We start from the raw sequence: 21,168 nt of genomic DNA, 5'->3' as shown, positions 1-21,168 counted from the left end.
GGAAGCCTGGTCGGCGGCAGTGCGGCGCGAGCCGCTCCACCGCGTCGACGGGAAACCTCACGTGACCGCTCTGACCGCTGTTCTCCTCCTCGTCTCCTTCGCCACGCTCATCGCCACGGGCGCCCGGCACTGGCGGGTCCCCGCGCCGTCGTTGCTGGTCGTGGGCGGGGTGCTGATCGGCTCGTTGCCCTGGGTGCCCGCGATCCGGGTCGCCCCGGAGACGATCAGCGTCGTGGTGCTGCCGCCCCTGCTGTTCGCCTCGGCCGAGGAGATACCGTGGCGCGAACTGCGGCCGGTGTGGCGGCCGGTGACCGTGCTGGCCTTCGGGCTGGTGCTGGCCACCGCGGCGGCCGTGGGCGTGGTCGCCGCCGCCGTCACCCCGCTCCGCGGCACCACGGCGTTCGTCCTCGGCGCGGTGCTGGCCAGTACGGACCCGGTGGCGGTCACGGCGCTGGGGCGCAGGCTGTCGCTGCCGCCGCGCGTGCAGGTGCTGGTGCAGGCGGAGAGTCTGTTCAACGACGCCACGTCGCTGGTGCTGTTCAAGGTCGCCGTCGCCACGGCCGTGACGGCGGGCGCGGTCTCACCGGCGGCGTCGGGCGGCGCGTTCCTGTTCCTGGGCGGTGGCGGGGTGCTGGTCGGCGGTGCGGTGGCGGGGGTCGCGGCGCTGATCCGGCGGCGCGCGGCCGATCCGGTGCTGGAGACGGTCGTCGCGCTGGTGACGCCGTACGCGGCGTATGTGGTCGCCGAGGACCTGGGGGCGTCCGGGGTCACCGCGGTGGTGGTGGCGGGCGTGGTGCTGGGGAGTACGGGCCACCGGCTGACGAACGCGGCCGCCCGGCTCCAGGTGCACGCCGTCTACGGCACGGTGGTCTTCCTGCTGGAGAGTGTGGTCTTCGCCGTCATAGGGCTGGAGCTGCCGGCGCTCGTCCACGAACTCGGCTCCGCCGGGGACGACTGGCCGCTGGGGGTGCTGGCGATGGCCGGCACGGTCCTGACGACACGGCTGCTCGGGGTCCTGCCGCTGTCCCTGCTGACGCAGCGCCGGCGGGGCGACGGGCGGGTGTCCTGGCGCGTCCCGGCGGTGGTGTCGTGGGCGGGGACGCGCGGGGTGATGCCGCTGGCCGCCGCGCTGTCGATCCCGCTCACGGTCGAGGGGGGCGGGCCGCTGCCGCACCGTCCGCTGCTCCTGGTGCTCACGACGGGCGTCGTCGTCCTCACGCTCGTCCTCCAGGGTTTCACCCTGGCCCCGGTGGTCCGCTGGTCCGGCATCGCGCTCGAACCCGAGCACACCGCCCACGAGGAGGCCCGTTGCCGGGCGGCGCTCGCCAAGGCGGGGCTTGCCTGTCTCGATGAACTGGAGTCCTTGGAGGCGGCCTCCACGACCGTCATCGACCAGCTGCGGCGGGGGTTGCTGGCGCGGCTGGATCAGGCGGACGCGGATCGTGGTGACGACGGCGTCTCGGCGACCGGTTACCGCGAGCTGCGGCGGGCGGTGATAGCGGCGGAGAGCGCGGAGCTGCGGCGGTTGTACGAGGGGAATCGCATCAGCGACATGACGCGGAGGAGGGTGCAGCGGGGGCTGGATCTGGAGGAGGCGGGGTTGGGTGAGTGAGCCCCGGCCCCGCCCCTTCGCCGTTTCCCAGGGGGCTGCCGCCCCCTGGCACCCCCGCCGGGCCGGTCAGTGGCGGCCGTCCACCACCGACCGGAGCTTGCCCGTGGTCGCCGTGCGGACGAAGTCCGCGGTCGCGGCCGTCTCGATCTCGATGTCGAGCAGCCGCTCCTCCACCGCCGAGCGCAGCTCCGGGTAGCCGGCCAGCAGGGCCGTCCGCAGGGCGGACGGGTCGACCGAGTGCTCCACCCGTACCGTGAGGCGCTCGCGGGCCGTGCCGTTCTCGACGATTACCTGGAGTTCCCCGGCGTAGCCGAGGTCTTCCTCGGCGATGGTCACGAACCGCCGGTGGTTGAGGAAGTACGTCGCGACGCGCATCACGTCGCCGAGCCTGCCCAGCAGTTCGAACCGCGGGGCGTGGTTGCCGCAGGGACAGCGGCCGGGGACGGCTCGGCCGAGGTCGCCGATGACGTAGCGGTCGAGGCGCTGGCCGCGCCGGGCGTGGGTGGTGAAGACGAGGCGGCCTGTCTCCCCCGGTGCCACGGGGCGGTCGGCGTTGACGTCGAGGATTTCGAGCGTATGGAGGTCGGCGTGGAGGTGGTGGACTCCGCCCGCGCTTTCCACGCACTGGTAGCCGAGCGGGCCGAGGTCCGTGCTGCCGTAGGTGATGGAGCGGATGGTCTCGATGCCGAAGTTCTCGGCGAGGACGCGGCGCTGCTCGGCCGTGAAGTGCTCCCCGCCGTAGAAGATCTTGCGGATGCCGCCGTAGGAGCGCAGCAGATCGCTCTGGTCGTGCAGGAGCTGCCAGAGGTAGGAGGGCATGCCGAAGAGGGTGTCCGCCTCGTGGGCGACCAGGGCCTCGGCGGTGGCGCGGTGGTCGGGGCCGGCCGCGATGGGCATCTGGGTGCCGCCCAGCCGCTCCAGGATGGAGAAGAAGCTGATGAAGCCGCCGTACATGCCGCCGCAGTAGAAGAGGTTGGCGGTGCGGTCGTGCTTGGGGTCGTACCCGGCGGCGAGCAGGCCGCGGGCGGCGGCGCTCATCTGGGTGTCGTAGTCGTCGTAGGTGAACAGGGACAGGGCGGGGGTGCCGGTGCTGCCGCCGCTGCGGAAGTACAGCTCGGCGTCGCGCCGGTCGACGGAACGGTTGAGCTCCTGGACGGCGGCCTTGTCCAGCAGCGGCCCGCCCGGTGCGGGGAGGGCGGCCGGGCGGACCAGGTCGTCGAGGCAGGCGACGGTGGCGAAGCGCTCGTCGGCCTGGACGGCGACGCGGCGGCTGTAGCGCTGGAGCGCGTAGACGCCGTCGTGGGGCTCGCCCGCGTAGCCGGCCAGCATCCCGCCGACGGGCGTGACGCGGGTGGCGCCGGCGGCCAGGGCGAGGCGGGAGAGCTCCGCGACGTCGGTGCGGGTGCCGGCGATGCCGGCGGTCTGGAGGTAGCGGCGCATGGGGCGCAGCGTGGCGAGCATCCGCTGCCGGGGCAGGGGCTTGACCCAGACGCTGCGGTGGAGCGGGGAGGCGGTGAGCGCGGGGCGGGTATCGGCCATGACGCGCCAGGAGCCGTCGGGGGCCGTGTGGACGCGGGTGAGGCCGAGGTGCTCCTCCAGGCGGGCGATGAGCTCGGTGGTGGTGAGCTCGGCCTGTTCGGCGGTGCTCAGTTCGTCGCCCGACGGGCCCGGGGGCAAGGTGGCGAGGGCGCCGGCGAGGCGTTCGGCGAAGGCGAGGACCTCCTTGTCGTCGTCGGTGTCGAGGTAGACGACCTGGGGGCTGGAGCAGGCCTGCTGTTCCAGCAGGCAGACGTCTGCGGCGAGGGCGGCCAGGGTCGCCTCGTCCTGCCAGGCGTCGCGGGCGAGGTAGGCGAAGGAGATCTTGTGGCCCCACTCCACCAGGCGGCAGCCGGGCGGCACATGGGCGGCCACGCCCTCGACGGCGGCCTCGCCGCCCCAGACGGCGACGGCGTCGGCGGGCGCGCACATCAGGCGCAGCCACTCCTGCCGGGAGGAGGAGAAGCGCAGCACGATGACGCGCCGGGCGATGGCTCCGCTCTCGTCCAGCGCGGCCAGTTCGGCGAGGAGGTGCTGGGCGAGGAGGGTGTCGGCGCCGGACGTCTTGAGGATGTTGACGTTGCCCGCCAGCAGTCCTTCGACGAGGCTCAGGGGCGCGACGGAGGCGGCGTTGCCGGGGGCGATGTGGGCGACGAGGCCGACGGGCGCCCAGGCCTCGTAGACGGTTTCCTTGGCGTCGGGGCGGTTCAGCCGCTGGGGTGCCGCGCCGCCGAGTTCGCTGCGGAGCTTGCGGGTGAGTTCCGGGCGGCCGAGGAACGCGCCGAGTTCGGCGAGGAGGGTGCCGTCCTCGCCCTCGGGCAGGTGGGCGGCGAGCCGGGCGTACGTGGGGTGGGCGGGGTCGAGGAGGGCGGTGGACAGCGCGTCGCAGGCGGCGAGGACGGTCTCGGTGTCCAGAGGTTCGGCGAGCGCGTCCTCGACGGCGGTGGGCAGCGTGGCGAGGCGCCGGCCGGCTTCCTCGTCGTCGATGAAGGAGCCCTGCCAGTAGTGCTGGTGATCGGTGGCGTGGGTGGTCATCAGGACATGCCCTTCATCAGTTCGGCGGCGGCCACGGCGCAGCTCTTGTTGCGGCTCACTCCGGCGCGGCCGTGGATGGTGAACCAGTCGGTGTCCAGGTCGCAGCCGCAGTCGCTGCCGGGGTGCAGGGAGGCGAGGTCGCCCATGACGACGCTCTGCGCGGGGACGGAGGTGATGTAGGGGGACACCAGGTGGAGGTAGCCGCGCTCGCCGTATCCGAGCGGCTCCAGCGTGCGGGTGGAGCGGATGAACACGCGGGACCAGACGGACGCGTGGAGGTTGTGGTGCGAGCACTCGATGTAGGGAATGCAGTGCTCGACGGAGCCGAAGGTGTCGCGGATCCGCTCGGAGGGGACGCCGAGCTGGTCGGTGACGCGGGCGTACAGCTCGTGCTTGCCGATCTGCTGGTCGGTGTGGCCCTTCCAGCCGCCGCCGAGGACGATCAGGGAGCCCTCGGGGAGGTTCAGGGGCGGCAGGCCCATGGCCCGCATCCGCTCCAGGGTGAACCAGAGGAACGCGGGGAAGCCCAGGATGCGTACGGGTACGTCCTCCTCGGCGAAGCGGAGCAGCGCGGCGACGCAGCCGAAGGGGTCGAACTCGTGGCCGCCGCCGGTGTGGCGGAGGGCGTACTCGACCCGGCGGGCGGGGGCGAAGTCGCAGAGGTAGTTGTCGGTGAAGGAGGTGCCGAGCTTGAGGTCGGGGGCGGGCTCGTAGCTGTAGAGGAGGTAGTTGACGGGCTGGTCGGGGGTGATCCAGCCGTTGCGCTCGAAGATCCGGGCGACCATGCGCTGGGCGGAGCGGATGGTCCACTCGTCGAAGAACATCTGCGACTTCTGCCCGGTGGTGCCGGACGAGGTGAGGTGGAGGTGGACGTCGTCGCGCGGGATCGACAGCACCTCGTGCCGCTTGAAGAAGTTCGCGTGCACCAGGGGCGCGCGGTAGGGCTCCTCGGGGGCGGTCCCCTCGTACAGCGAGCTGAAGAACGGGGAGCGTTCGGTGTGCCAGGCGTGGATCTCCGCCATGGCGGCGGCGAAGAGCTCCTCCTCGGCGGGGCCGGAGGTGTAGGGGTCGGTCAGGTCGCACAGGCGCTGGACGTGCGGCAGCAGCGCGGGGTCGGGGACGTCGACGGGTGCGAGATGGGGATTGACGGATGTCATGAGGAAACCTCGAGGGTGGGGAGGTAGGTCGACGCCCAGGCCGCCGCGTAGGCGTCCAGGAACGGCTGGAGGGGAGCGTCGACGACCACTTCACGGAAGTCGATCTGTTCGGCGGTGCGGGACATCACGACGTAGTCGTGGAAGCCGTCGCCGTCGGGCTCGGGGCGCATGGCCGGGTAGAGGGCGCTGGGGATGAAGCCCTGGGCGAGGAAGGCCGAGAGCGCTCCGTGCTCGGAGAGCGGTACCAGGGCCTCCACGTAACCGGCGCCCGCGCGGGTGAGGGTCCGGGTGATGGGCTCCAGGTAGTCGGCGGCCGCGGCCGGGTCGGGCGCGGCGGCGATCAGGGAGCAGTAGCGCCCGGTGCGGTTGAGGTAGGCGTAGACCTCGAAGCTGTCGTCGTCGGACGCCAGCAGCGCGTTGGGGGTGTGCAACGGGTAGAACCAGCGCTCGTTGTCGGGGAAGCGCTCGTGGAAGCGGCGGCGGACGAACGAGGGCGCCTCGATCATCTCCAGCCGCGCCGCCCCCGTGGTGCGGGCGGGCACTGTCTTCGGGGCGGTGAAGCGGGTGTGCCCGTAGTCGGTGCCGAGGCTCGCGCCGACGGTGCGCAGGAGGGGCGCGAGCGGGGTGGGGACCTCGGCGACGGGGAGGCGCCGGTCCAGCACCCCCGGCGAGTGACGCGCGTAGAGTGCGAGGCTTTCGCGGCTGTTGAGGTCCACGGCGTTGGGCAGGACGCCCATGGGGCGGAAGCCGTTGCGGGACACGACGCGCTGGGGGCCGGCGCTGACGGTGCGGACCGTGGCGTAGACGGAGTCCAGGCGTCCGGTGTCCAGCATCCGCCGGCACAGCTCGTCGGTCAGGGCGTGGGCGAGGCCGCCGGAGCGGCGCTCGGGGTGGACGGCGAGCCCTTCCAGCCGGCCGACGCGGCTGCCGGCCTCGCCGTGGATGGCCGCCGACGCGGCGAGCCCGCCGGAGCCGGGGTGCCGGGCGACCAGCCAGAGGGTGTGGGGGTCGGCGATGAGCCGGGACATCTCGGCGGGGTCGGTGCCCAGGGCGGTGGGGTAGTGCGGGCCGTAGACGGCGTAGTAGAGCTGGCGCAGTTCGGCGATGTCGGCGGGCGTGGCCCGGTCGATCGTGGCGGTCATCGCTGTCCTCCGGTGGCCACGGGCTCGGTCGGGTGGGCCTGCGTGTCCTGGACGTCCGCGTCGTCCTGCTGTTCGTTCTGTTCGTTGTCGCGGAGCAGGGCCAGCGCGCAGGCCGCGGGGAGGAGTCCGGCCGCCTGGATCAGGCACAGGGTCTGCGGGGAGAGCCGGTCGCCCAGCAGGCCGAACAGCAGCGAGGCCAGGGGGAAGGTCGCCCCGAGCACGGCCTGCATCACGGCGAAGAAGCCGGGCTTGTCGGCGGTGGGGACGAGCCGCTGGAACAGCGCCACGAACCGTACGCCGATGACACCGACGCACCAGCCCGCGACGACCAGGCAGCCCGCGATGACGAACCGGCTCGCGAACAGGCCGGGCGCGGCCAGGGCCAGGGCCATCAGGGTCAGCAGCCACGCGCCGAGGGTGGTGGGCCGGCCGGGGACGCGGGCGCCGGTGAACGAGCCGATCAGCGTGCCCACGCCCAGCGACGCCTCCAGCAGGGCGACGGTGGAACCGCCGTCCGCCAGCACGGACTTGGTGTACAGCGGAATGACGACGAAGACGGCGGTGGTGAAGAGGTTGGCCGCGGTGAAGCAGAGCAGGATCCGGCGGACGAACGGCAGCCCGGCCAGGATCCCCCGCAGCGACCGGTGGCCGGCACCCGCGTCGGCGCCGTCGTCCGCGCCGGGCGCGGCCGGGGTGCGGAACCGTACGGTCGTGATCAGCACGGCCGCGACGAGATAGGCGCCCGCGCAGCCGACGGCGAGGCCCGCCACTCCGGCACCGTCGACGATCAGGGCGCCCATGAGCGCTCCGCCGAGGCTCGCCAGGGACTGGGTGGACAGTTCGAAGCCGGTGGCGGCCTCGATGTCCTCGTCGTCGACGAGTTCGGGCACGGAGGTGGTCAGGCAGGGGTCGAAGAAGGCCTGGCAGGCGGCCAGGGCCAGGGTCGCGGCGTAGGCGGCGGCGAGCGGCAGCCCGCTGGCGTACGCCCAGACGGCGAGGGCCGCGGCGGCGACGCCCGCTCCCCCGGCGGCCGCGCGCAGCACGGAGCGGTGCGCGAAGCGGGCGACGGCCCTGGCGACGACGGGCGCGAGCGCCACGGCGGGCAGCGTGCTGACGGCCATGAACAGCCCGGAGGCGAGGCCGCGTCCGCCGGTGACGGCGTAGGCGACCAGCCACCAGGAGACGCCGACCTGGAACATCCGTACGGCGGCCTGGGTGAGCACCTGGGCCAGCCAGACCGTGCCGAAGGCGCGGTTGCGCAGGACGAGGGGCGGGCGGCGGCCCTCGTTCGTGGTCACGGCGGTCATGCGGTGGGCCTCTCGTCGATGACCCGGACGAGCTTGCCCGAGCGGGAGTTGACGACGAGGTCGCTGTGGCGGGCCCACTCCACGGTCAGGGGGTGGACGAAGCCGGCGGCCACGCTGTCGGGGTAGAGCGGACGGACGGTGTTCAGCCGCTCGACGACGGCCTTGGCGAGGGGTTCCAGGCCCGTGGGGTCGTCGTCGCCGGGGGCGGTGGCCAGGCGCAGCACCAGGCCGTCGCGGCCGTCGCGGCGGCGTACCACGAGCTGGGTGCCGGTCACCCGGCCGTCGGTGTCCGCCTCGGCGACGGCGTCGAGCGCGTCCTGCGAGTAGAGGGAGACGGGTCCGACGCGGACGCCTTCCTCGGCGCGGCCGAGGATGCGGAAGTACCCGGCCTCGGTGTCCGTCCATTCGGCGCGGTCGCCGGCGGGGAAGCGGATGACGGGCATGAGGCGGCGGAAGAGCTGGGTCACCACGACGCGGCCGGGGCGGCCGGGCTCGTGGATGGGCTCCCCGGTGGTCTCGTCGAGGATCTCGACGATCGTGTGCGGGGTGAAGGCGCGGTGCACCCGGGGGTCGGGGCCGGGTACGGGGCTGCCGAGGAGTCCGGCGTCGACGCTGGCGTAGCCGAGGGAGCGCGGTTCGGCGTTGGGGAAGGCGGTGGCGAGCAGGCGGCGTTGGTCGGAGAAGAGCGCCTCGCCGCCGAAGAACAGCAGTTCCACGGCGGGGAGCTGACGGCCCGTGGCGATCAGGTGCTCGGCCAGCCGGCACAGGGTGGTCGGGGTGCCCGCCACGACCTGGGCGCCGAGGTCCTCCAGGGTGGGGACGGTGGTCTCAAGGGGTGCGCCGCCGCCGATGGGCAGCCGGACGTTGTCGACGGGCGCGTGGGCGAGCGAGTCCAGGACGAACAGGAAGCTGGCGTAGAGCTCGCCCGCGTAGAAGAGGTCGGCGACCCGGTGGCCGGGGCTCAGCCCCGCCTCGACGAGTCCCCCGCCGAAAGCGGTGACGAAGTCGCGCCATTCCTCGCGGGTGAAGCAGGAGAACTTGGGGGCGCCGGTCGTGCCGCCGGTCTTGTAGACGACGGCTTCGCTCAGGGGCGCGGTCAGCACCCGGTTGTCGTCGAGGGTGTTCGCCGCCCAGAAGGCGCTCTGGTCCACGACGGGCAGATCGGTCAGATGCCGGACCTCCGGTGGGAGGCCGGCGTAGAGCTCCGCGTAGAAGGGGGAGTTCCGGCGGGTGAAACGTATGAGGTCCGATAGCGGGTGAACGGACATGCGGCCTTTGCCTAGGTGATACGGACGGGGGTGGTGTCCCGGGCATGGCGAAGGCGCGGCGAGGAGTGCGATGCGCTCGCCACGTGCCGGTGCCGGTTCGTTCCGCGAGAGGCGTGCGTTACTGCTCTCGACGTCGCTCCGGCGTCGGTGTCTGACGCTCGGTCACGAGGGAACGCCACAGAAGATATCGCAGAATCACCCATGCGCTCACCACATGTCAGGTGGATGTGGCGTAAAACCTCTGTTTCTTTTGTTGAAAGCCGTTCTTACCGGAGTTCTTATGGCGAGCGGCGTCCTATGCCCCCAGGCCGGCGTCCCGGGCCAGCAGGGCGGCCTGTACCCGGTTCTCGCAGCCCAGTTTGGCGAGGATCCGGCTGACGTACGTCTTCACGGTGGCCTCGCTCATATGGATCCTGCGGCCGGCGTCGGCGTTGGACAGCCCCTCGCCGAGCAGGGCCAGCACCTCGCGCTCCCGTTCGCTGAGCTCCGCCACGCGCCGCCGCGCCTCCTCGCCCCGGGTGGCGACGGGGCCGGCGGCCAGCGAGTCGGCCACGTGCCGGGTGGCGGCGGGGGAGAGATAGGCGGCGCCCGCCGCTGCCGCCCGGACCGCCCCGATCAGCTCGCCCGGCGCGGAGTCCTTCAGCAGGAAGCCGGCCCCGCCCTGGCGCAGCGCGCGCAGGACGTTGTCGGGCTCACCGAAGGTGGTGAGGATCAGCACCCGCACGCCGGGGGTGTGGCGGCCCAGTTCGCCGAGGGCCGTCAGACCGTCGAGGACCGGCATCTGGATGTCGAGCAGCGCGACGTCCACCCGGTGCCGCTGGGCCAGTTCGACGGCCTCCCGTCCGTTCACCGCCTCCGCCACGACCTCGATGTCGTCGGCGGACGTGAGGATCATCCTGATGCCGGCCCTGATGAGCGGCTCGTCATCGGCGATGAGGACGCGGATCACCGGTGTCTTCTCCTGTGATGGTGTGCTGTTCGCTAGCTCTTGACGTGGAACTCGCGCTTGTCGGACAGTTTGCCGTCCTTGAAGCAGAAGCGGTAAACCGTGTCGACGGACAGTCCCCGGGAGTCGTCGGTGGACAGCAGGGTCAGACAGCTGGTCCCGGCGGGGGCGGCCGGTATCTTGTCCTTGGCGTCGGAGGTGAGGACGGACTTGCCGGACGGCAGCTTCTCCCGGACGTCCCGCTCGGGGTCCCCGACCTTGACGGACTGATAGACGCTCGGGTCGATCATGCCCTTGTCCGCCTCGTCGATGACCTTGCCCATGGTGAAGACGGCCGCCACCACCAGCGCCACCAGGAGCAGCAGCGCGATTCCGCAGCCGAGCAGGCAGCCGTTGCTCTTCTTCGTGCCCATGATGTCCTTGAACTCCTCGCGAGGGTCGAGCCGGTCGATGACCGCTCCACCCTCGCCCGGGGCCCCCGCCCAGGTCTGCCGCCGGAAGTCGTCGGCGGCGCCGACGAAGGTCGCGTCGTCCGCGCTCCCCCGGGCCTCCCTCACCTCCGCCGCGTCGTAGGGCAGCACGGCCGCGAGCCGGAAGCCCGCGCCGCCCGCCCCGGGGCCGGTGAACACCATGCCGCCGACCAGCCGGGCCCGCTCCCGCAGCCCCGTCAGCCCCTCTCCCCCGCTGACCGTGTCCGGCCGGGGCTCCGTCGCGACGGTCAGGGCCACCGGGCCGTTGGCCACCTCCACCACCAGCGCGTCCGGCTCGTAGCGCACGCCGACGGCGATGGCGGCGCCCGGGGCGTGCTTGGCGGCGTTGGTCAGGCCCTCCTGGACGACGCGGTATCCGGCGTGGTCGGTGGCGGGCGCCAGCGGCCGGGGCTCGCCCGAGCGCTCCAGGGTCACCTTCATGCCCGCCGACACGGCGGACTCGACCAGGCCCTCGATGCCCGCCACCACCCGGGAGCCCAGCTGCTCCTCGTCCGGGACACCGTCCTTGAGGATGCCCACGACCTCGCGCAGCTCCCGCATGGCGGCCACCGACGCCTCGCGCAGCACGCCGACCGCCTCGCGCTGACGGCCGGTCAGCTCGCGGTCCACCTCCAGCGCACCGGTCTGCACCGCGATGAGCGCGAGCTGATGACCCAGGCTGTCGTGCATGTCCTGGGCGATGCGCTGCCGCTCCCGCATCCGCGCCTGCCCAGCGATCATCTCCCGCTCGCGCAGCAGCTGGGCGTTGCGCAGCCGCAGGGTGTCCAGCAGGGTGCGCCGCTGCGTCCAGTAGCGGCCCGCGAGGCCGGGGAAGACCGCTGTCACCACGAAGAAGACCGTGGCGAGCGTGACCGTCCCGGCGGGCGAGAGCTCCGCCTGCCACATGCTCAGGCCCAGATAGAGCGCGAAGGAGGCACCGAAGGCCACCGACGCCCGCAGCACCCCGGCGATCCGGTGTCCGGCGGACCAGCCCACGGCCATCAGCAGCAGGCTCGCGCCGCCCTCGGTGCCCCCGGACAGGGCCGACGTCGCGATCAGCGCGGTGACGGGCAGGGCCCGGCGCGCCAGCGACAGCACCGCGGCCGCCAGGGCGACGGCGGCCATCCGCGGCCAGCCGTGACCGGCCTCGGCCACCCCCGCGAGCAGCGCGAAGGCGACGGCGAGCAGGCACTCCCCCACCAGCCTGCGCCGGGTCCACAGCCCCGGGTCGGTCAGCCGCCCCCACAGTTCACGGGCCCACGATGTCGCGTTCACCCCCGCACTCTAGGCACTCCCCCCGCCCCGGCACATGCGCCGAAGGTCGCTCGGGCGCACGACGAAAGTCGACGCCGGCCCGGCCGAAGGGCCCGGCGGCCGACGAGGCAGAGGCGGACCGCAGGGGGCGGGCCGCCCGTCAGGCGGGGCGTGCCGTGCCCGACGGCTGGTCCGTGCCGCAGTGCCGGCACTTCGCGGCCGCCGCCGGAAGGTCCTCCGAGAGACACGCCGGGCAGGTCTTCAGCAATCCGGGCTCGTCGAAGACGACGACCCCGCGCCGCGCCTGGACGTGCTTGTAGGGCACGACGATGAAGAAGTAGACGACGGCCATGAAGATGACGAAGTAGATCAGGGCCGAGATGAAGGACCCGATGTCGAGGTAGGTGGCGCGATTGCCCGCGCGGCCCAGCTGCCAGCCCAGCCCCATGCCGTGTCCGCCCTGGAGCCGGGCGATGACCGGGTTGACCACGAAGTCGGTGAACGCCTTGATCAGCGTGGAGAACGCCAGCGCGATGATCAGGCCGACGGCCACGGTGACGATGTCACCGCGCATGACGAAGTTCTTGAATCCCTTGAGCACAGGAAAAAGCTACTCTTTGTCCCACTTTTCCCAGTTGTACGGCGCGGGAGCGGTGCCGGGATTCACCCCGGAGCAAGCCCCGGGGTGGGGTTCACATCGCCGGGTGCGCCGTGATGTGGGTGACCTCTTCGATGTCGTGCCCGGCCTTGTCGAGCAGCTCCCGGGACAGCTTGTTCAGGGCCCGTGCCGCAGCGACCTCCTCGCCGACCCTCTGCTGCTCGGGGTCGTCGGGGTGTCTGACGGCCTTGCCCTTGGCCCGGATCTCGGTGCCGTCCGGGAGTCTGAGCAGCGCGGCCGCCCGGGTCCGTTTGTCGACCTCGTCGAATTCGACGTCGACGTGCATGCCGGCTACCTGCGTCATGGCGTCCACCTCCTGGCCCGCCCCTTGTCCGCTACTCCTCCAGCGTGCACCAGGCGGCCCGATTGCGACACCGGACACGGGAGCCCCTCAGGCCGCGGCGGCCCCGAACTCACGCATCGCGTCGTCGACGATCGCCTCCAGCCGCGTGTGGTGCGCGCCGCGCCAGTAGACCCGGCCGCAGGCCACGCACTGCGCGAAGACGTCGTAGGTGTGGCGCGTCCCGTGCTCCAGGTGCTCGCGGACGGCGTCTTTGTCGGCGTCCTGGAGCGGGCCATTGCAGGCGGTGCACCGCGTCCAGGGCGCGAGCCGGGGCGCGAACCGGCCCAGGACGTCCTTCAGCTGCTCGTCCGGCCGGTCGCTGTAGACGTACGCGCCGGCCCAGATCTCCCGGCGGCGCAGCAGCCCCCGGTCCCGGGAGAGCAGCACCCGGCGCTCGGCGGCGGAGAGCGCGGCCAGCGCGGGGTCGCCGATGTCCTCGCTCTCGTACGCCGCGTCGACGCCCAGCAGCCGCAGTCGGCGGGCGAGCGTGCCGAGGTGCACGTCCAGCAGGAACCGCAGCGGCGCCCCCGGCACCCCCTGCGGCCGGGACACCGCCCGGACCTCCACCCGCTCCCCCTCGGCCGGCACGTGCGAGACCGGCACCGGGCGCCCGTCGACGAGCAGCCGGCCCGCCTCGGTGAGCGGGACGCCGAGGGACTCCACCACGTGCCCGAGGGTGGAGACGCCGTCGGTAACCACCGGCGCGGCCGCCGCCCGGCGCTCGGGGGACACGAAAAGCCGCAGTTCAGGGGCGACGCTGACAAAGATCACGGGACCGTTCACGCCCCACAGCATGCCATCGCGCGGGGCCGGGGCGCCCCGGGTTTTCCGGCCCGCCGCAGGGCCGCCGCAGGGCCGCCGGGGCACCGCCCCCGCACCGCCCGTCCGGTCGGCAGGACGGGTGACTCGCCCCCGGGCCGCGCGCGTGTCGCCGGTGGCCGGGCCCGTCGCCGGTGGGACGCTGCTGCGCACCAATCAACCGGAAAAGATGCCTATGGCATCAGACGAACGATATGTCTGCTGCCCGGTGTCCGGAGTCCGGTCCCGATGTCCGGTCCCGATCGAGGAGAACGATCGATGGAAACCGCGTACGAACTGATGGCCCGTCTGCTCACCGACCACTTCGGCGTCCCCGGGGAGCAGATCACCCCGGACGCGACCTTCGAGGAGCTCGACATCGACTCGCTCGCCAAGGTCGAGCTGGTGACGCGGCTCGAGGACCACCTCAAGCGGCCCCTGGACCAGGCGCCCGCAGGCGACACGCTCGGCGAGACGGCCGCCTGGGTCGAACGGCTGCTGCGGGCGGGCATCTGCGCCCAGCCGCAGGGCGGGGCCCCGTCCGCCGCGCCGTCCCGGCCGGGACGGTGAGCGAGCGGGAGGTCGCGGTCACCGGGATCGGCATGGTGACCCCGGCCGGCATCGGCCGCGAGGCGACCTGGGACGGGCTGTGCGCGGGCGTGGGCCTCGGCGCGTACGACGACGAACTGGCCGGGCTCCCGGTCGACTTCTCCTGCCGGGTGCCCGGCTTCGACGGCGGCGCGCTGGTGGGCAGACGCATCACCTGGCGCAGCGACCGCTTCATCCACCTGGCGATGGTCGCCGCGCGCGAGGCGATCGCCGACGCCGCGCTGGACACCGCGTCCTGGGACGGCGCCCGGGTGGCGGTCGTCATCGGCGCGGCGAGCAACGGCGGCGACTGCTGGCCCCAGGAGTACAAGAACCTGGCCGAGGGCCGGATCGACGCCATCTCACCCACCGTCCTGCTGCGTTCGCTGCCCAACATGGCCGCGGGAGAGGTCTCCACGGACCTCCAGGCGCTGGGCCCGTGCCTGACCACGTCCACCGCCTGCGCCTCGGGGGCGACGGCCATCGGCGTGGCCCGGGACCTGCTGCGCTCGGGCGCCTGCGACATCGCGCTCACCGGGGGCGCCGAGTGCGCCCGGGTGCCGATGGCCGCGGCCGCCTTCCACCGGATGCAGGCGCTGTCGCAGCGCCGGCACGACCCGGCCGGGGCGTCCCGGCCGTTCGACGCCGACCGCGACGGCTTCGTCCTGGGCGAGGGCGCGGCGATGCTCGTCCTGGAACGGCCGCGGGACGCCCGTACCCGGGGCGCCCGGACGCGCGGCCTGCTGTCCGGCTACGGGGCCTCCAGCGACGGCTACCACGCGACCCGCCCCAACCCCGACGGGGCGGGCGCCCGGCGCGCGCTGGAGTCCGCCCTCGCGGACGCCCGCGCCGACGTCTCCGAGGTCCACCACGTCAACGCGCACGGCACCTCGACGCCCCTCAACGACCGGGTGGAGGCGACCCTGTTGCGCACGGTGTTCGGCGGCGCCCCGCCGCCGGTGACCTCGCTCAAGGGCGTCCTCGGGCACTCGCTCGGCGCCGCCGGGGCGATCGACGCCGCCTGCACGGTACTGGCCCTGGAGCGGCAGCTCGTCCCGCCCACCGCCAATCTCGACCGCCTCGACGACGGGATGGACCTGGACGTGGTGACGAAGGTGCCCCGGCGGCACCGCATGGAAGGCGCGCTCAGCAACGCGTTCGGCTTCGGCGGCCAGAACGCCGTCCTGTTCTTCCGGGCCGCGTGACGCCGCCCGGGGACCTCGACGCGGCGGCCCTGACACCGGGTTCCCTCGGTGGCGGGGCCCCTCCGCGCGCCCGCGGGCCCGCAGCCGAAAGGCTGCGGCGGGCGCGCCCGTGGCTGGTCCCGGCAGCGGCCGCCGTGCTCACGCTGCTGCTGGCGGCGGTGGGCGCGGGCACCTCCGGGCGGCTGGCCAACGGCGGCTACTTCGCCTCCGGTACGGAGTCGGCGCGCGCCGACCGGCTGCTGGCCGACCGCTTCGGCGCCGGCGCGCCCGACCTCGTCCTGCTCGTCCGGGCCGAGGGCGGCGTGGACGCGGAGCGTGCGCGGGAGGAGGGGCTGCGGCTGACGCGACGGCTCGCCGACTCCGCCGGGGTGGCGAGCGTCCGGTCGTACTGGGCGGGCGAGGACGCGGGGCTGCGGGCCGAGGACGGTACGGCGGCGCTGGTCACGGCCGATCTGGCGGGGGCCGACCGGGACGCGGCCCGCACCGCCGAGGCGCTCGTGCCGGGCCTCACGGGCAGCCACGGCGCGCTGACCGTCTCCGCGACCGGGCCGGCGTGGGTGAGTGTGGAGGCGAAGCGCTACAGCGGAACGGACCTGGTGCGGGCCGAGCTGGTGGCGGCCCCCCTGACCCTGCTGCTGCTCGTGCTCGCGCTGCGGTCGCTGGTGGCCGCGCTGGTCCCGCTGCTGATCGGCGCCGTCTCGGTCGTCGGCACGATCGCCGTGCTGCGGCTGCTCACCTACGCGATGCCGGTGTCGGTGTTCGCGATGAACCTCACCAGCGCCCTCGGCTTCGGGCTGGCCGTGGACTACGGACTGTTCCTCGTCACCCGCTACCGGGAGGAGCTCCGGGCCGGGCACCCCGTGGAGGACGCGGTGCGGCGCACCGCGCGCCGGGCGGGGCGCACGGTCCTGGTGTCCGCCTGCGCGGTGGCGCTGTCGATGTCGGCCCTGCTGGTGCTGCCGCTGCCCTTCCTGCGGTCGATGGCCTGCGCGGGCATGGCCGTCGCGCTGTTCTCGGCGGCCGCGGCGACGCTGCTGGTGCCGCCCGTGCTCGCGCTCCTCGGCACCCGGATCGACCGCTGGGACCCGCTGCGCGCCCTGCGCCGGGACCGGGCGGCGGGGCCGCCGCGCCCGGACAGCCCGTTCTGGCGGCGGGTCGCGCGTACGGTGACGGGGCGGCCGCTGTTGTTCGGCGGGGTCTGCGCGGCGGTCCTGCTGCTGATGGCCTCGCCGTTCGCCCATGTGCGCTTCGGTCTGTCGGACGACCGGGTGCTGCCCGCCGGCTCCGAGGCGCACCGCACCGCCGACGCGATCCGCGCGGGCTTCGCCGCCCCCGCCGACCGCACCCTCGCGATCGTGCTGCCGGACGTGGATCCCATGCGGGACGCGGCGGCCCTGTGGGCGTACGAGCGCGACGTGTCGGACCAGCGGTCGGTGCGCTCGGTGGGCTGGGCCCGGTCCGAGGCGACCGCCGGGTCCGGCAGGGGCGCGGTGCTGCTGGTGGCCGGGGCGCGGGAGCCGCAGGCGAAGGCCGCGCAGGACCTGGTGCGGACGCTGCGCGCCCTGCCGGGCCCGCCGGGCGAGCACCTGGTCACCGGGCGGGCGGCGCTGCTGGCAGACACCAAGGACGCGGTGCTGGCCCGGCTGCCGCTGGCGGCGGGGATCGCGGCGGCCACGACCTGGGCGATGCTGTTCGTGCTCACCGGCAGCGTGGTGCTCCCGCTGAAGGCGCTGCTCATCGGCGCGCTGAGCCTGGGCACGAGCTTCGGGGCGATGGTGTTCGGCTTCCAGGACGGCCATCTGCGCCCCGTGGTGGGTGACTTCACGGCCACCGGGACGGTGGACATGACGATGCCGCTGCTGCTGTTCGCCATCGCGTTCGGGCTGGCGATCGACTACGAGATCTTCCTGCTCTCCCGGGTCAGGGAGCACTATCTGCTGACCGGTGACAACCGGGGGGCGGTGGTGGAGGGCGTCGCGCGGACCGGGCGGCTGGTGACCACGGGGGCGCTCGCGGTGGCCGTGGTCACGGGTGCGCTGGTCACCTCCGGGGTGACCCAGCTCAAGCTGCTGGGGACGGGACTGGCCACGGCGGTGCTGGTCGACGCGGTGCTGGTGCGGGGCGTTCTCGTACCGGCGTATCTGACCGTGGCCGGACGGCTGAACTGGTGGGCGCCGGGATGGCTGGGGCGGTTCCACGCGCGGGTCGCCGCGTGGGCGGGCCGGGGGCGCTGAGCCCGGCGCCCCCGGGGCGGGTGCGGGTCGGGGCGGTCCCCGATGGGGGCCGCGCTCTTCGCGGGGCCTGGTCATGCGTACGGGATGCCCCGCACCCGGCCCCGGCGGCGAAGAGCGCTTCACGCCCCCACCGGGGCCTGCCCCGCCCCGCACCCTCCCACCGGTTCCGGGCTCGGCCGGCGTCCGTCCGGGCAGGCGTCAGATCGTCGCCGCGTCGATGACGAAGCGGTACCGGACGTCGCTGGCGAGCACCCGCTCGTACGCCTCGTTGATCTGCTCCGCGCCGATCAGCTCGATGTCGGCGGCGATGCCGTGCGCGGCGCAGAAGTCGAGCATCTCCTGGGTCTCCCGGATGCCGCCGATCATCGACCCGGCGAGGGTGCGGCGCTGCCGGAACAGGGAGCCGGAGACGACCGGCAGCGGGTTCTCGGGGGCGCCGAGCTGGACCATGACGCCGTCGGTGCGCAGCAGGCCCAGGAAGGCGTTGAGGTCCAGGTCGGCCGAGACGGTGTTGAGGATCAGGTCGAAGCTGTTCGCCAGGTCCTCGAACGTGGCCGGGTCGGACGTGGCGTGGTAGTGGTCGGCGCCCAGGCGCAGGCCGTCGTCCTTCTTGCGGAGGGACTGGCTGAGGACGGTCACCTCGGCGCCCATGGCGTGGGCGATCTTCACGCCCATGTGGCCCAGGCCGCCCAGGCCGATGACGGCGACCTTCTTCCCCGGGCCGGCCTTCCAGTGGGCGAGGGGCGAGTACAGGGTGATGCCCGCGCAGAGCAGGGGCGCGGCGGCGTCCAGGGGGATGCCGTCGGGTACGCGCAGGACGTAGTTCTCGTCGACGACGATGTGCGTGGAGTAGCCGCCCTGGGTGAACTCGCCGTCGTGGCCGGTGGCGGCGTAGGTGCCGACCGGGCCGCTCGCGCCGGTGCAGTACTGCTCGAGTCCGGCCCGGCAGTTGTCGCACTCGCGGCAGGAGTCGACGAAGCAGCCGACGCCGACCCGGTCGCCGGGCGTGTGGCGGGTGACCCCGGTGCCGACCTCGGCGACGACGCCCGCGATCTCGTGGCCGGGCACGATCGGGAAGGTCTCGTGCCCCCACTCGCCTCGGACGGTGTGGATGTCGGAGTGGCAGATGCCGGAGTACTTGATCTCGATCAGGATGTCGTGCTCGCCCAGCGCGCGGCGGGCGATGGTGGTGCGCTCCAGGGGGGCCTTGGGAGCGGGTGCCGCGTATGCGTGGACAGTGTTGTGCGTCATACGGTCGATCATCCGGCGGGTTCTCCCGGGTAACCAGAACCCGGCTGAGAGTACGTTCGCCGTTCCTACCACTGGCAGGGACACCCTCCGGTCCGGGCGCCGCCCGCATACTGGTGGGTATGGATCAGCGCACCGAGCTCAGCGAGTTCCTCCGCTCCCGTCGCGCCCGGCTGCGGCCCGAGGACGTCGGGCTGACGCCGTACGGCGGCCGGCGCCGGGTGCCGGGGCTGCGGCGCGAGGAGCTGGCGCAGCTGGCCGGGGTGAGCGTCGCGTACTACACCCGGCTCGAGCAGGGGCACGGGCAGAACGTGTCCGCGGCGGTGCTGGAGGCGATAGCCGACGCCCTGCGGCTCACCCGGACGGAGCGGGAGCACCTCGGCCATCTGGTCCGGCCCGTCCCGAGCCGCTCGCGCGTCGCGCGCCCGCAGCGCGTCCGGCCCACCGTGCAGCATCTGCTGGACACCATGGAGGGTGTGCCGGCGTATGTGCTGGGGCGGCGGACGGACGTCATCGGATGGAACCGGCTGGCGTGTGCGCTGCTCGGCGACTTCCCCTCCGTGCCGCCGCAGCAGCGCAATATGATCCGGCAGCTCTTCCTCGACCCCGCCGCGCGCGAGCTGTACGTGGAGTGGGAGGCCAAGGCGGCCGACCTCGTCGCCTGTCTGCGGCTGGAGGCCGGGCGGCATCCGGACGATCCCAAGCTGGCGGCCCTGGTGGGCGAGCTGTCCGTCAAGAGCGAGGAGTTCCGCCACCTGTGGGCGGCCCATAACGTGCGGGACAAGGGCCATGGCGTGAAGCGGCTGCTGCACCCCGTGGTGGGCGAGCTGACGCTGGCGTGCGAGACGTTCGTCCTGCCCGCCGATCAGGACCAGGTGATGGTGACCTACCACGCCGAGCCGGGCTCGCGGTCCGCCGAGTCGCTGCGCCTGCTGGCCAGTTGGACGATGGAGACGGCTCCGGGCGGTACGGAGTCCTCGCTCCCCGTGCCGCGCCCCGGCGCGTAGCGGTCGCGCGCCGGGGCCGTTCCCTGGAGTACGGGGTCGGGGTCAGGGCAGCTGGGCCCCGGTCGCCTGGAGGGCGGCGGGTACCGGCTGGAAGAACGTCTCGCCGCCGGACGAGCAGTCGCCGCTGCCGCCGGAGGTGAGGCCGAGCGCGGTGTCGCCGTCGAAGAGCGCGCCGCCGCTGTCGCCGGGCTCGGCGCAGACGTTGGTGCCGATCAGGCCGTCGACCTGGCCTTCCTGGTAGTTGACGGTGACGTTGAGGGCCGTGACCACGCCCTCGTGGACCTGGGTGGTGCTGCCGCTGCGCCGGACGTGCTCGCCGACGCGCGCCTCGCCGGCCTTGGCGATGCTCTGCTGGCCGCCGCCGTAGAGGTCCACGGCGCTGGGGTGGTCCGCGTCGGCGGTGTAGCGCACGAGGGCGTAGTCGTGGCCGGGGAACTCGGCGGTCTCGGTGGAGCCGATCGACCCGCCGCCCTGCGAGTCGGACCAGTCGCCCGACGCCTTGCCGCAGTGCCCGGCGGTGAGGAAGTACGGCTGGCCGCCCTTGCTGACGTTGAACCCCAGCGAGCAGCGCACTCCGCTGCCCCAGATGGCGTCGCCGCCGGCGACGAGCGGGCGGAGGACGCCCGCCGTCCGCTTGATGGCCGCCTTGTCGCCGAGGTCGGCGACGGCCTTGCGCACCTGGTCCAGGCGGGCGCCCTTGACGGTGCTGTCGACGGTCACGACGACCTTGTGGAGCTTGGGGTCGACCGCCCAGGCGGTGCCGGGTACGGCGGCGTGGGCGTTCAGTTCCGCTCTGGCGGAGGCCAGCTCGGCGGCGGAGGGGACGGGCACCGCCTGGGCGCTCTGGAGGGTGAGGGAGGCCGTGGTCAGGACCACGGCTCCGGCGACGGCCAGGGCGGCGCGGCGCCCGGGTATGCGTGAGTGGTTCAACTCGTCGACCTCCTGCGAGTGGGGGTGTGCCCGTCGCGCGCACCGCGCGTCCGGGCCCGGAGGATTCGTACGGCACAGCAGCGACCGCACGTCGCGTGCATGCCAAGAGTTGCCGGATGAGTGTCCCGTCCGGACAAGCCGACGCACAAGAAGACATCCGGTCGCGCACGACCACTCAGAAACGCGCATCCGACCCGGCTCCGCCGATGGACCGCCGGACGAGCCTCAGAGGTCATGCGCACGATCGCGCATGACGGACCACCTCGCGCACCCTGTGCGCATAACGGACGGTGAAGGCCGCGACTGTCCGGTAACCGCCGCTCCCCCCGCCCCGATCTCTGTGGCAAGCGCCTCCGGGGCGTGGGGGGGGGGGGGGGGCGGCCCCCCCCCCCCCCCCCCCCCCGGGGGCGGGCGGGCGCCCCCCCCCCCC

17 protein-coding genes are annotated in these 21,168 nt (G+C 73.6%); 5 read left to right on the top strand and 12 right to left on the bottom strand.

What is annotated here, in order from left to right:
• The first annotated feature begins 61 nt into the window (after window positions 1-61).
• Complete coding sequence (locus AB0E98_RS22490) at window positions 62-1,612, top strand: Na+/H+ antiporter (protein ID WP_361705354.1); 1,551 nt, start codon at window positions 62-64, stop codon at window positions 1,610-1,612.
• Between the two features lie 66 nt (window positions 1,613-1,678).
• Here AB0E98_RS22490 and AB0E98_RS22485 read toward each other — a convergent pair whose 3' ends face one another.
• The 10 genes from AB0E98_RS22485 to AB0E98_RS22440 all read right to left on the bottom strand — a co-directional run bounded on the left by AB0E98_RS22485 (window position 1,679) and on the right by AB0E98_RS22440 (window position 13,511).
• The gene (locus AB0E98_RS22485) at window positions 1,679-4,183 is read right to left on the bottom strand and encodes an acyl-CoA reductase (RefSeq protein WP_361705352.1); all 2,505 of its coding nucleotides are present in this window, start codon (window positions 4,181-4,183) and stop codon (window positions 1,679-1,681) included.
• Window positions 4,183-5,340: an acyl-protein synthase gene (locus tag AB0E98_RS22480; protein ID WP_361705349.1), complete on the bottom strand. Its 1,158-nt coding sequence runs from the start codon at window positions 5,338-5,340 to the stop codon at window positions 4,183-4,185. Before AB0E98_RS22480 ends, AB0E98_RS22485 begins: the two co-directional genes overlap by 1 nt.
• On the bottom strand, window positions 5,337-6,482 hold the full coding sequence (locus AB0E98_RS22475; protein WP_361705347.1) for a GNAT family N-acetyltransferase: 1,146 nt from the start codon (window positions 6,480-6,482) through the stop codon (window positions 5,337-5,339). The genes AB0E98_RS22480 and AB0E98_RS22475 overlap by 4 nt, the downstream gene beginning before the upstream one ends.
• The gene (locus tag AB0E98_RS22470) at window positions 6,479-7,789 is read right to left on the bottom strand and encodes an MFS transporter (protein ID WP_361705345.1); all 1,311 of its coding nucleotides are present in this window, start codon (window positions 7,787-7,789) and stop codon (window positions 6,479-6,481) included. The genes AB0E98_RS22475 and AB0E98_RS22470 overlap by 4 nt, the downstream gene beginning before the upstream one ends.
• Complete coding sequence (locus AB0E98_RS22465; protein WP_361705343.1) at window positions 7,786-9,057, bottom strand: AMP-binding protein; 1,272 nt, start codon at window positions 9,055-9,057, stop codon at window positions 7,786-7,788. The genes AB0E98_RS22470 and AB0E98_RS22465 overlap by 4 nt, the downstream gene beginning before the upstream one ends.
• A 295-nt stretch (window positions 9,058-9,352) precedes the next feature.
• The gene (locus AB0E98_RS22460) at window positions 9,353-10,006 is read right to left on the bottom strand and encodes a response regulator transcription factor (protein WP_361705341.1); all 654 of its coding nucleotides are present in this window, start codon (window positions 10,004-10,006) and stop codon (window positions 9,353-9,355) included.
• Between the two features lie 32 nt (window positions 10,007-10,038).
• Window positions 10,039-11,748 (bottom strand): histidine kinase, encoded by a 1,710-nt coding sequence (locus tag AB0E98_RS22455; protein WP_361705338.1) that lies wholly within the window; start codon window positions 11,746-11,748, stop codon window positions 10,039-10,041.
• Window positions 11,749-11,887: 139 nt separating this feature from the next.
• Window positions 11,888-12,328, bottom strand: coding sequence for an MscL family protein (locus AB0E98_RS22450; protein ID WP_361705335.1), 441 nt, complete (start codon window positions 12,326-12,328; stop codon window positions 11,888-11,890).
• A 91-nt stretch (window positions 12,329-12,419) separates the two neighbouring features.
• Window positions 12,420-12,689 carry a DUF1876 domain-containing protein gene (locus tag AB0E98_RS22445; protein ID WP_311608455.1) on the bottom strand — a complete coding sequence of 90 codons (270 nt, stop codon included), beginning with the start codon at window positions 12,687-12,689 and terminating at the stop codon, window positions 12,420-12,422.
• An 87-nt stretch (window positions 12,690-12,776) separates the two neighbouring features.
• Entirely contained in the window at window positions 12,777-13,511 is a 735-nt protein-coding gene (locus tag AB0E98_RS22440) for a Mut7-C RNAse domain-containing protein (RefSeq protein ID WP_361705332.1), read from the bottom strand.
• Window positions 13,512-13,805: 294 nt separating this feature from the next.
• On the opposite strand from AB0E98_RS22440, the gene AB0E98_RS22435 reads away from it, so the two are divergent.
• The 3 genes from AB0E98_RS22435 to AB0E98_RS22425 are packed head-to-tail and all read left to right on the top strand — an operon-like array spanning window position 13,806 to window position 17,553.
• A complete protein-coding gene (locus AB0E98_RS22435; RefSeq protein WP_361705330.1) occupies window positions 13,806-14,096 on the top strand; it encodes a phosphopantetheine-binding protein in 291 nt (96 codons plus the stop codon).
• Window positions 14,093-15,319: a beta-ketoacyl-[acyl-carrier-protein] synthase family protein gene (locus tag AB0E98_RS22430; protein ID WP_361705327.1), complete on the top strand. Its 1,227-nt coding sequence runs from the start codon at window positions 14,093-14,095 to the stop codon at window positions 15,317-15,319. The genes AB0E98_RS22435 and AB0E98_RS22430 overlap by 4 nt, the downstream gene beginning before the upstream one ends.
• Window positions 15,316-17,553, top strand: coding sequence for an MMPL family transporter (locus tag AB0E98_RS22425; protein WP_361705325.1), 2,238 nt, complete (start codon window positions 15,316-15,318; stop codon window positions 17,551-17,553). Before AB0E98_RS22430 ends, AB0E98_RS22425 begins: the two co-directional genes overlap by 4 nt.
• A gap of 198 nt (window positions 17,554-17,751) precedes the next feature.
• Here the strand turns inward: AB0E98_RS22425 and AB0E98_RS22420 are convergent, their stop codons facing one another.
• On the bottom strand, window positions 17,752-18,804 hold the full coding sequence (locus AB0E98_RS22420; RefSeq protein ID WP_361705323.1) for an NAD(P)-dependent alcohol dehydrogenase: 1,053 nt from the start codon (window positions 18,802-18,804) through the stop codon (window positions 17,752-17,754).
• A 119-nt stretch (window positions 18,805-18,923) separates the two neighbouring features.
• Between AB0E98_RS22420 and AB0E98_RS22415 the strand changes: the two genes are divergently transcribed.
• On the top strand, window positions 18,924-19,808 hold the full coding sequence (locus tag AB0E98_RS22415; RefSeq protein ID WP_361705320.1) for a helix-turn-helix transcriptional regulator: 885 nt from the start codon (window positions 18,924-18,926) through the stop codon (window positions 19,806-19,808).
• Between the two features lie 42 nt (window positions 19,809-19,850).
• On the opposite strand, the gene AB0E98_RS22410 is transcribed toward AB0E98_RS22415, so the two are convergent.
• A complete protein-coding gene (locus tag AB0E98_RS22410; RefSeq protein WP_361705317.1) occupies window positions 19,851-20,738 on the bottom strand; it encodes a S1 family peptidase in 888 nt (295 codons plus the stop codon).
• Between the last annotated feature and the right edge of the window lie 430 nt (window positions 20,739-21,168).

Origin of the sequence: Streptomyces sp. NPDC037389 (assembly GCF_040636475.1) — a bacterium.
GTDB lineage: Bacteria > Actinomycetota > Actinomycetes > Streptomycetales > Streptomycetaceae > Streptomyces > Streptomyces hesseae.
This window is presented reverse-complemented; position numbering and strand designations above follow the sequence as displayed.

Coding starts and splice junctions, on each gene's coding strand:
- AB0E98_RS22485 (WP_361705352.1), bottom strand. CDS start 4,183: ATGACCACCCACGCCACCGATCACCAGCACTACTGGCAGGGCTCCTTC.
- AB0E98_RS22480 (WP_361705349.1), bottom strand. CDS start 5,340: ATGACATCCGTCAATCCCCATCTCGCACCCGTCGACGTCCCCGACCCC.
- AB0E98_RS22475 (WP_361705347.1), bottom strand. CDS start 6,482: ATGACCGCCACGATCGACCGGGCCACGCCCGCCGACATCGCCGAACTG.
- AB0E98_RS22470 (WP_361705345.1), bottom strand. CDS start 7,789: ATGACCGCCGTGACCACGAACGAGGGCCGCCGCCCGCCCCTCGTCCTG.
- AB0E98_RS22465 (WP_361705343.1), bottom strand. CDS start 9,057: ATGTCCGTTCACCCGCTATCGGACCTCATACGTTTCACCCGCCGGAAC.
- AB0E98_RS22445 (WP_311608455.1), bottom strand. CDS start 12,689: ATGACGCAGGTAGCCGGCATGCACGTCGACGTCGAATTCGACGAGGTC.
- AB0E98_RS22435 (WP_361705330.1), top strand. CDS start 13,806: ATGGAAACCGCGTACGAACTGATGGCCCGTCTGCTCACCGACCACTTC.
- AB0E98_RS22420 (WP_361705323.1), bottom strand. CDS start 18,804: ATGACGCACAACACTGTCCACGCATACGCGGCACCCGCTCCCAAGGCC.
- AB0E98_RS22415 (WP_361705320.1), top strand. CDS start 18,924: ATGGATCAGCGCACCGAGCTCAGCGAGTTCCTCCGCTCCCGTCGCGCC.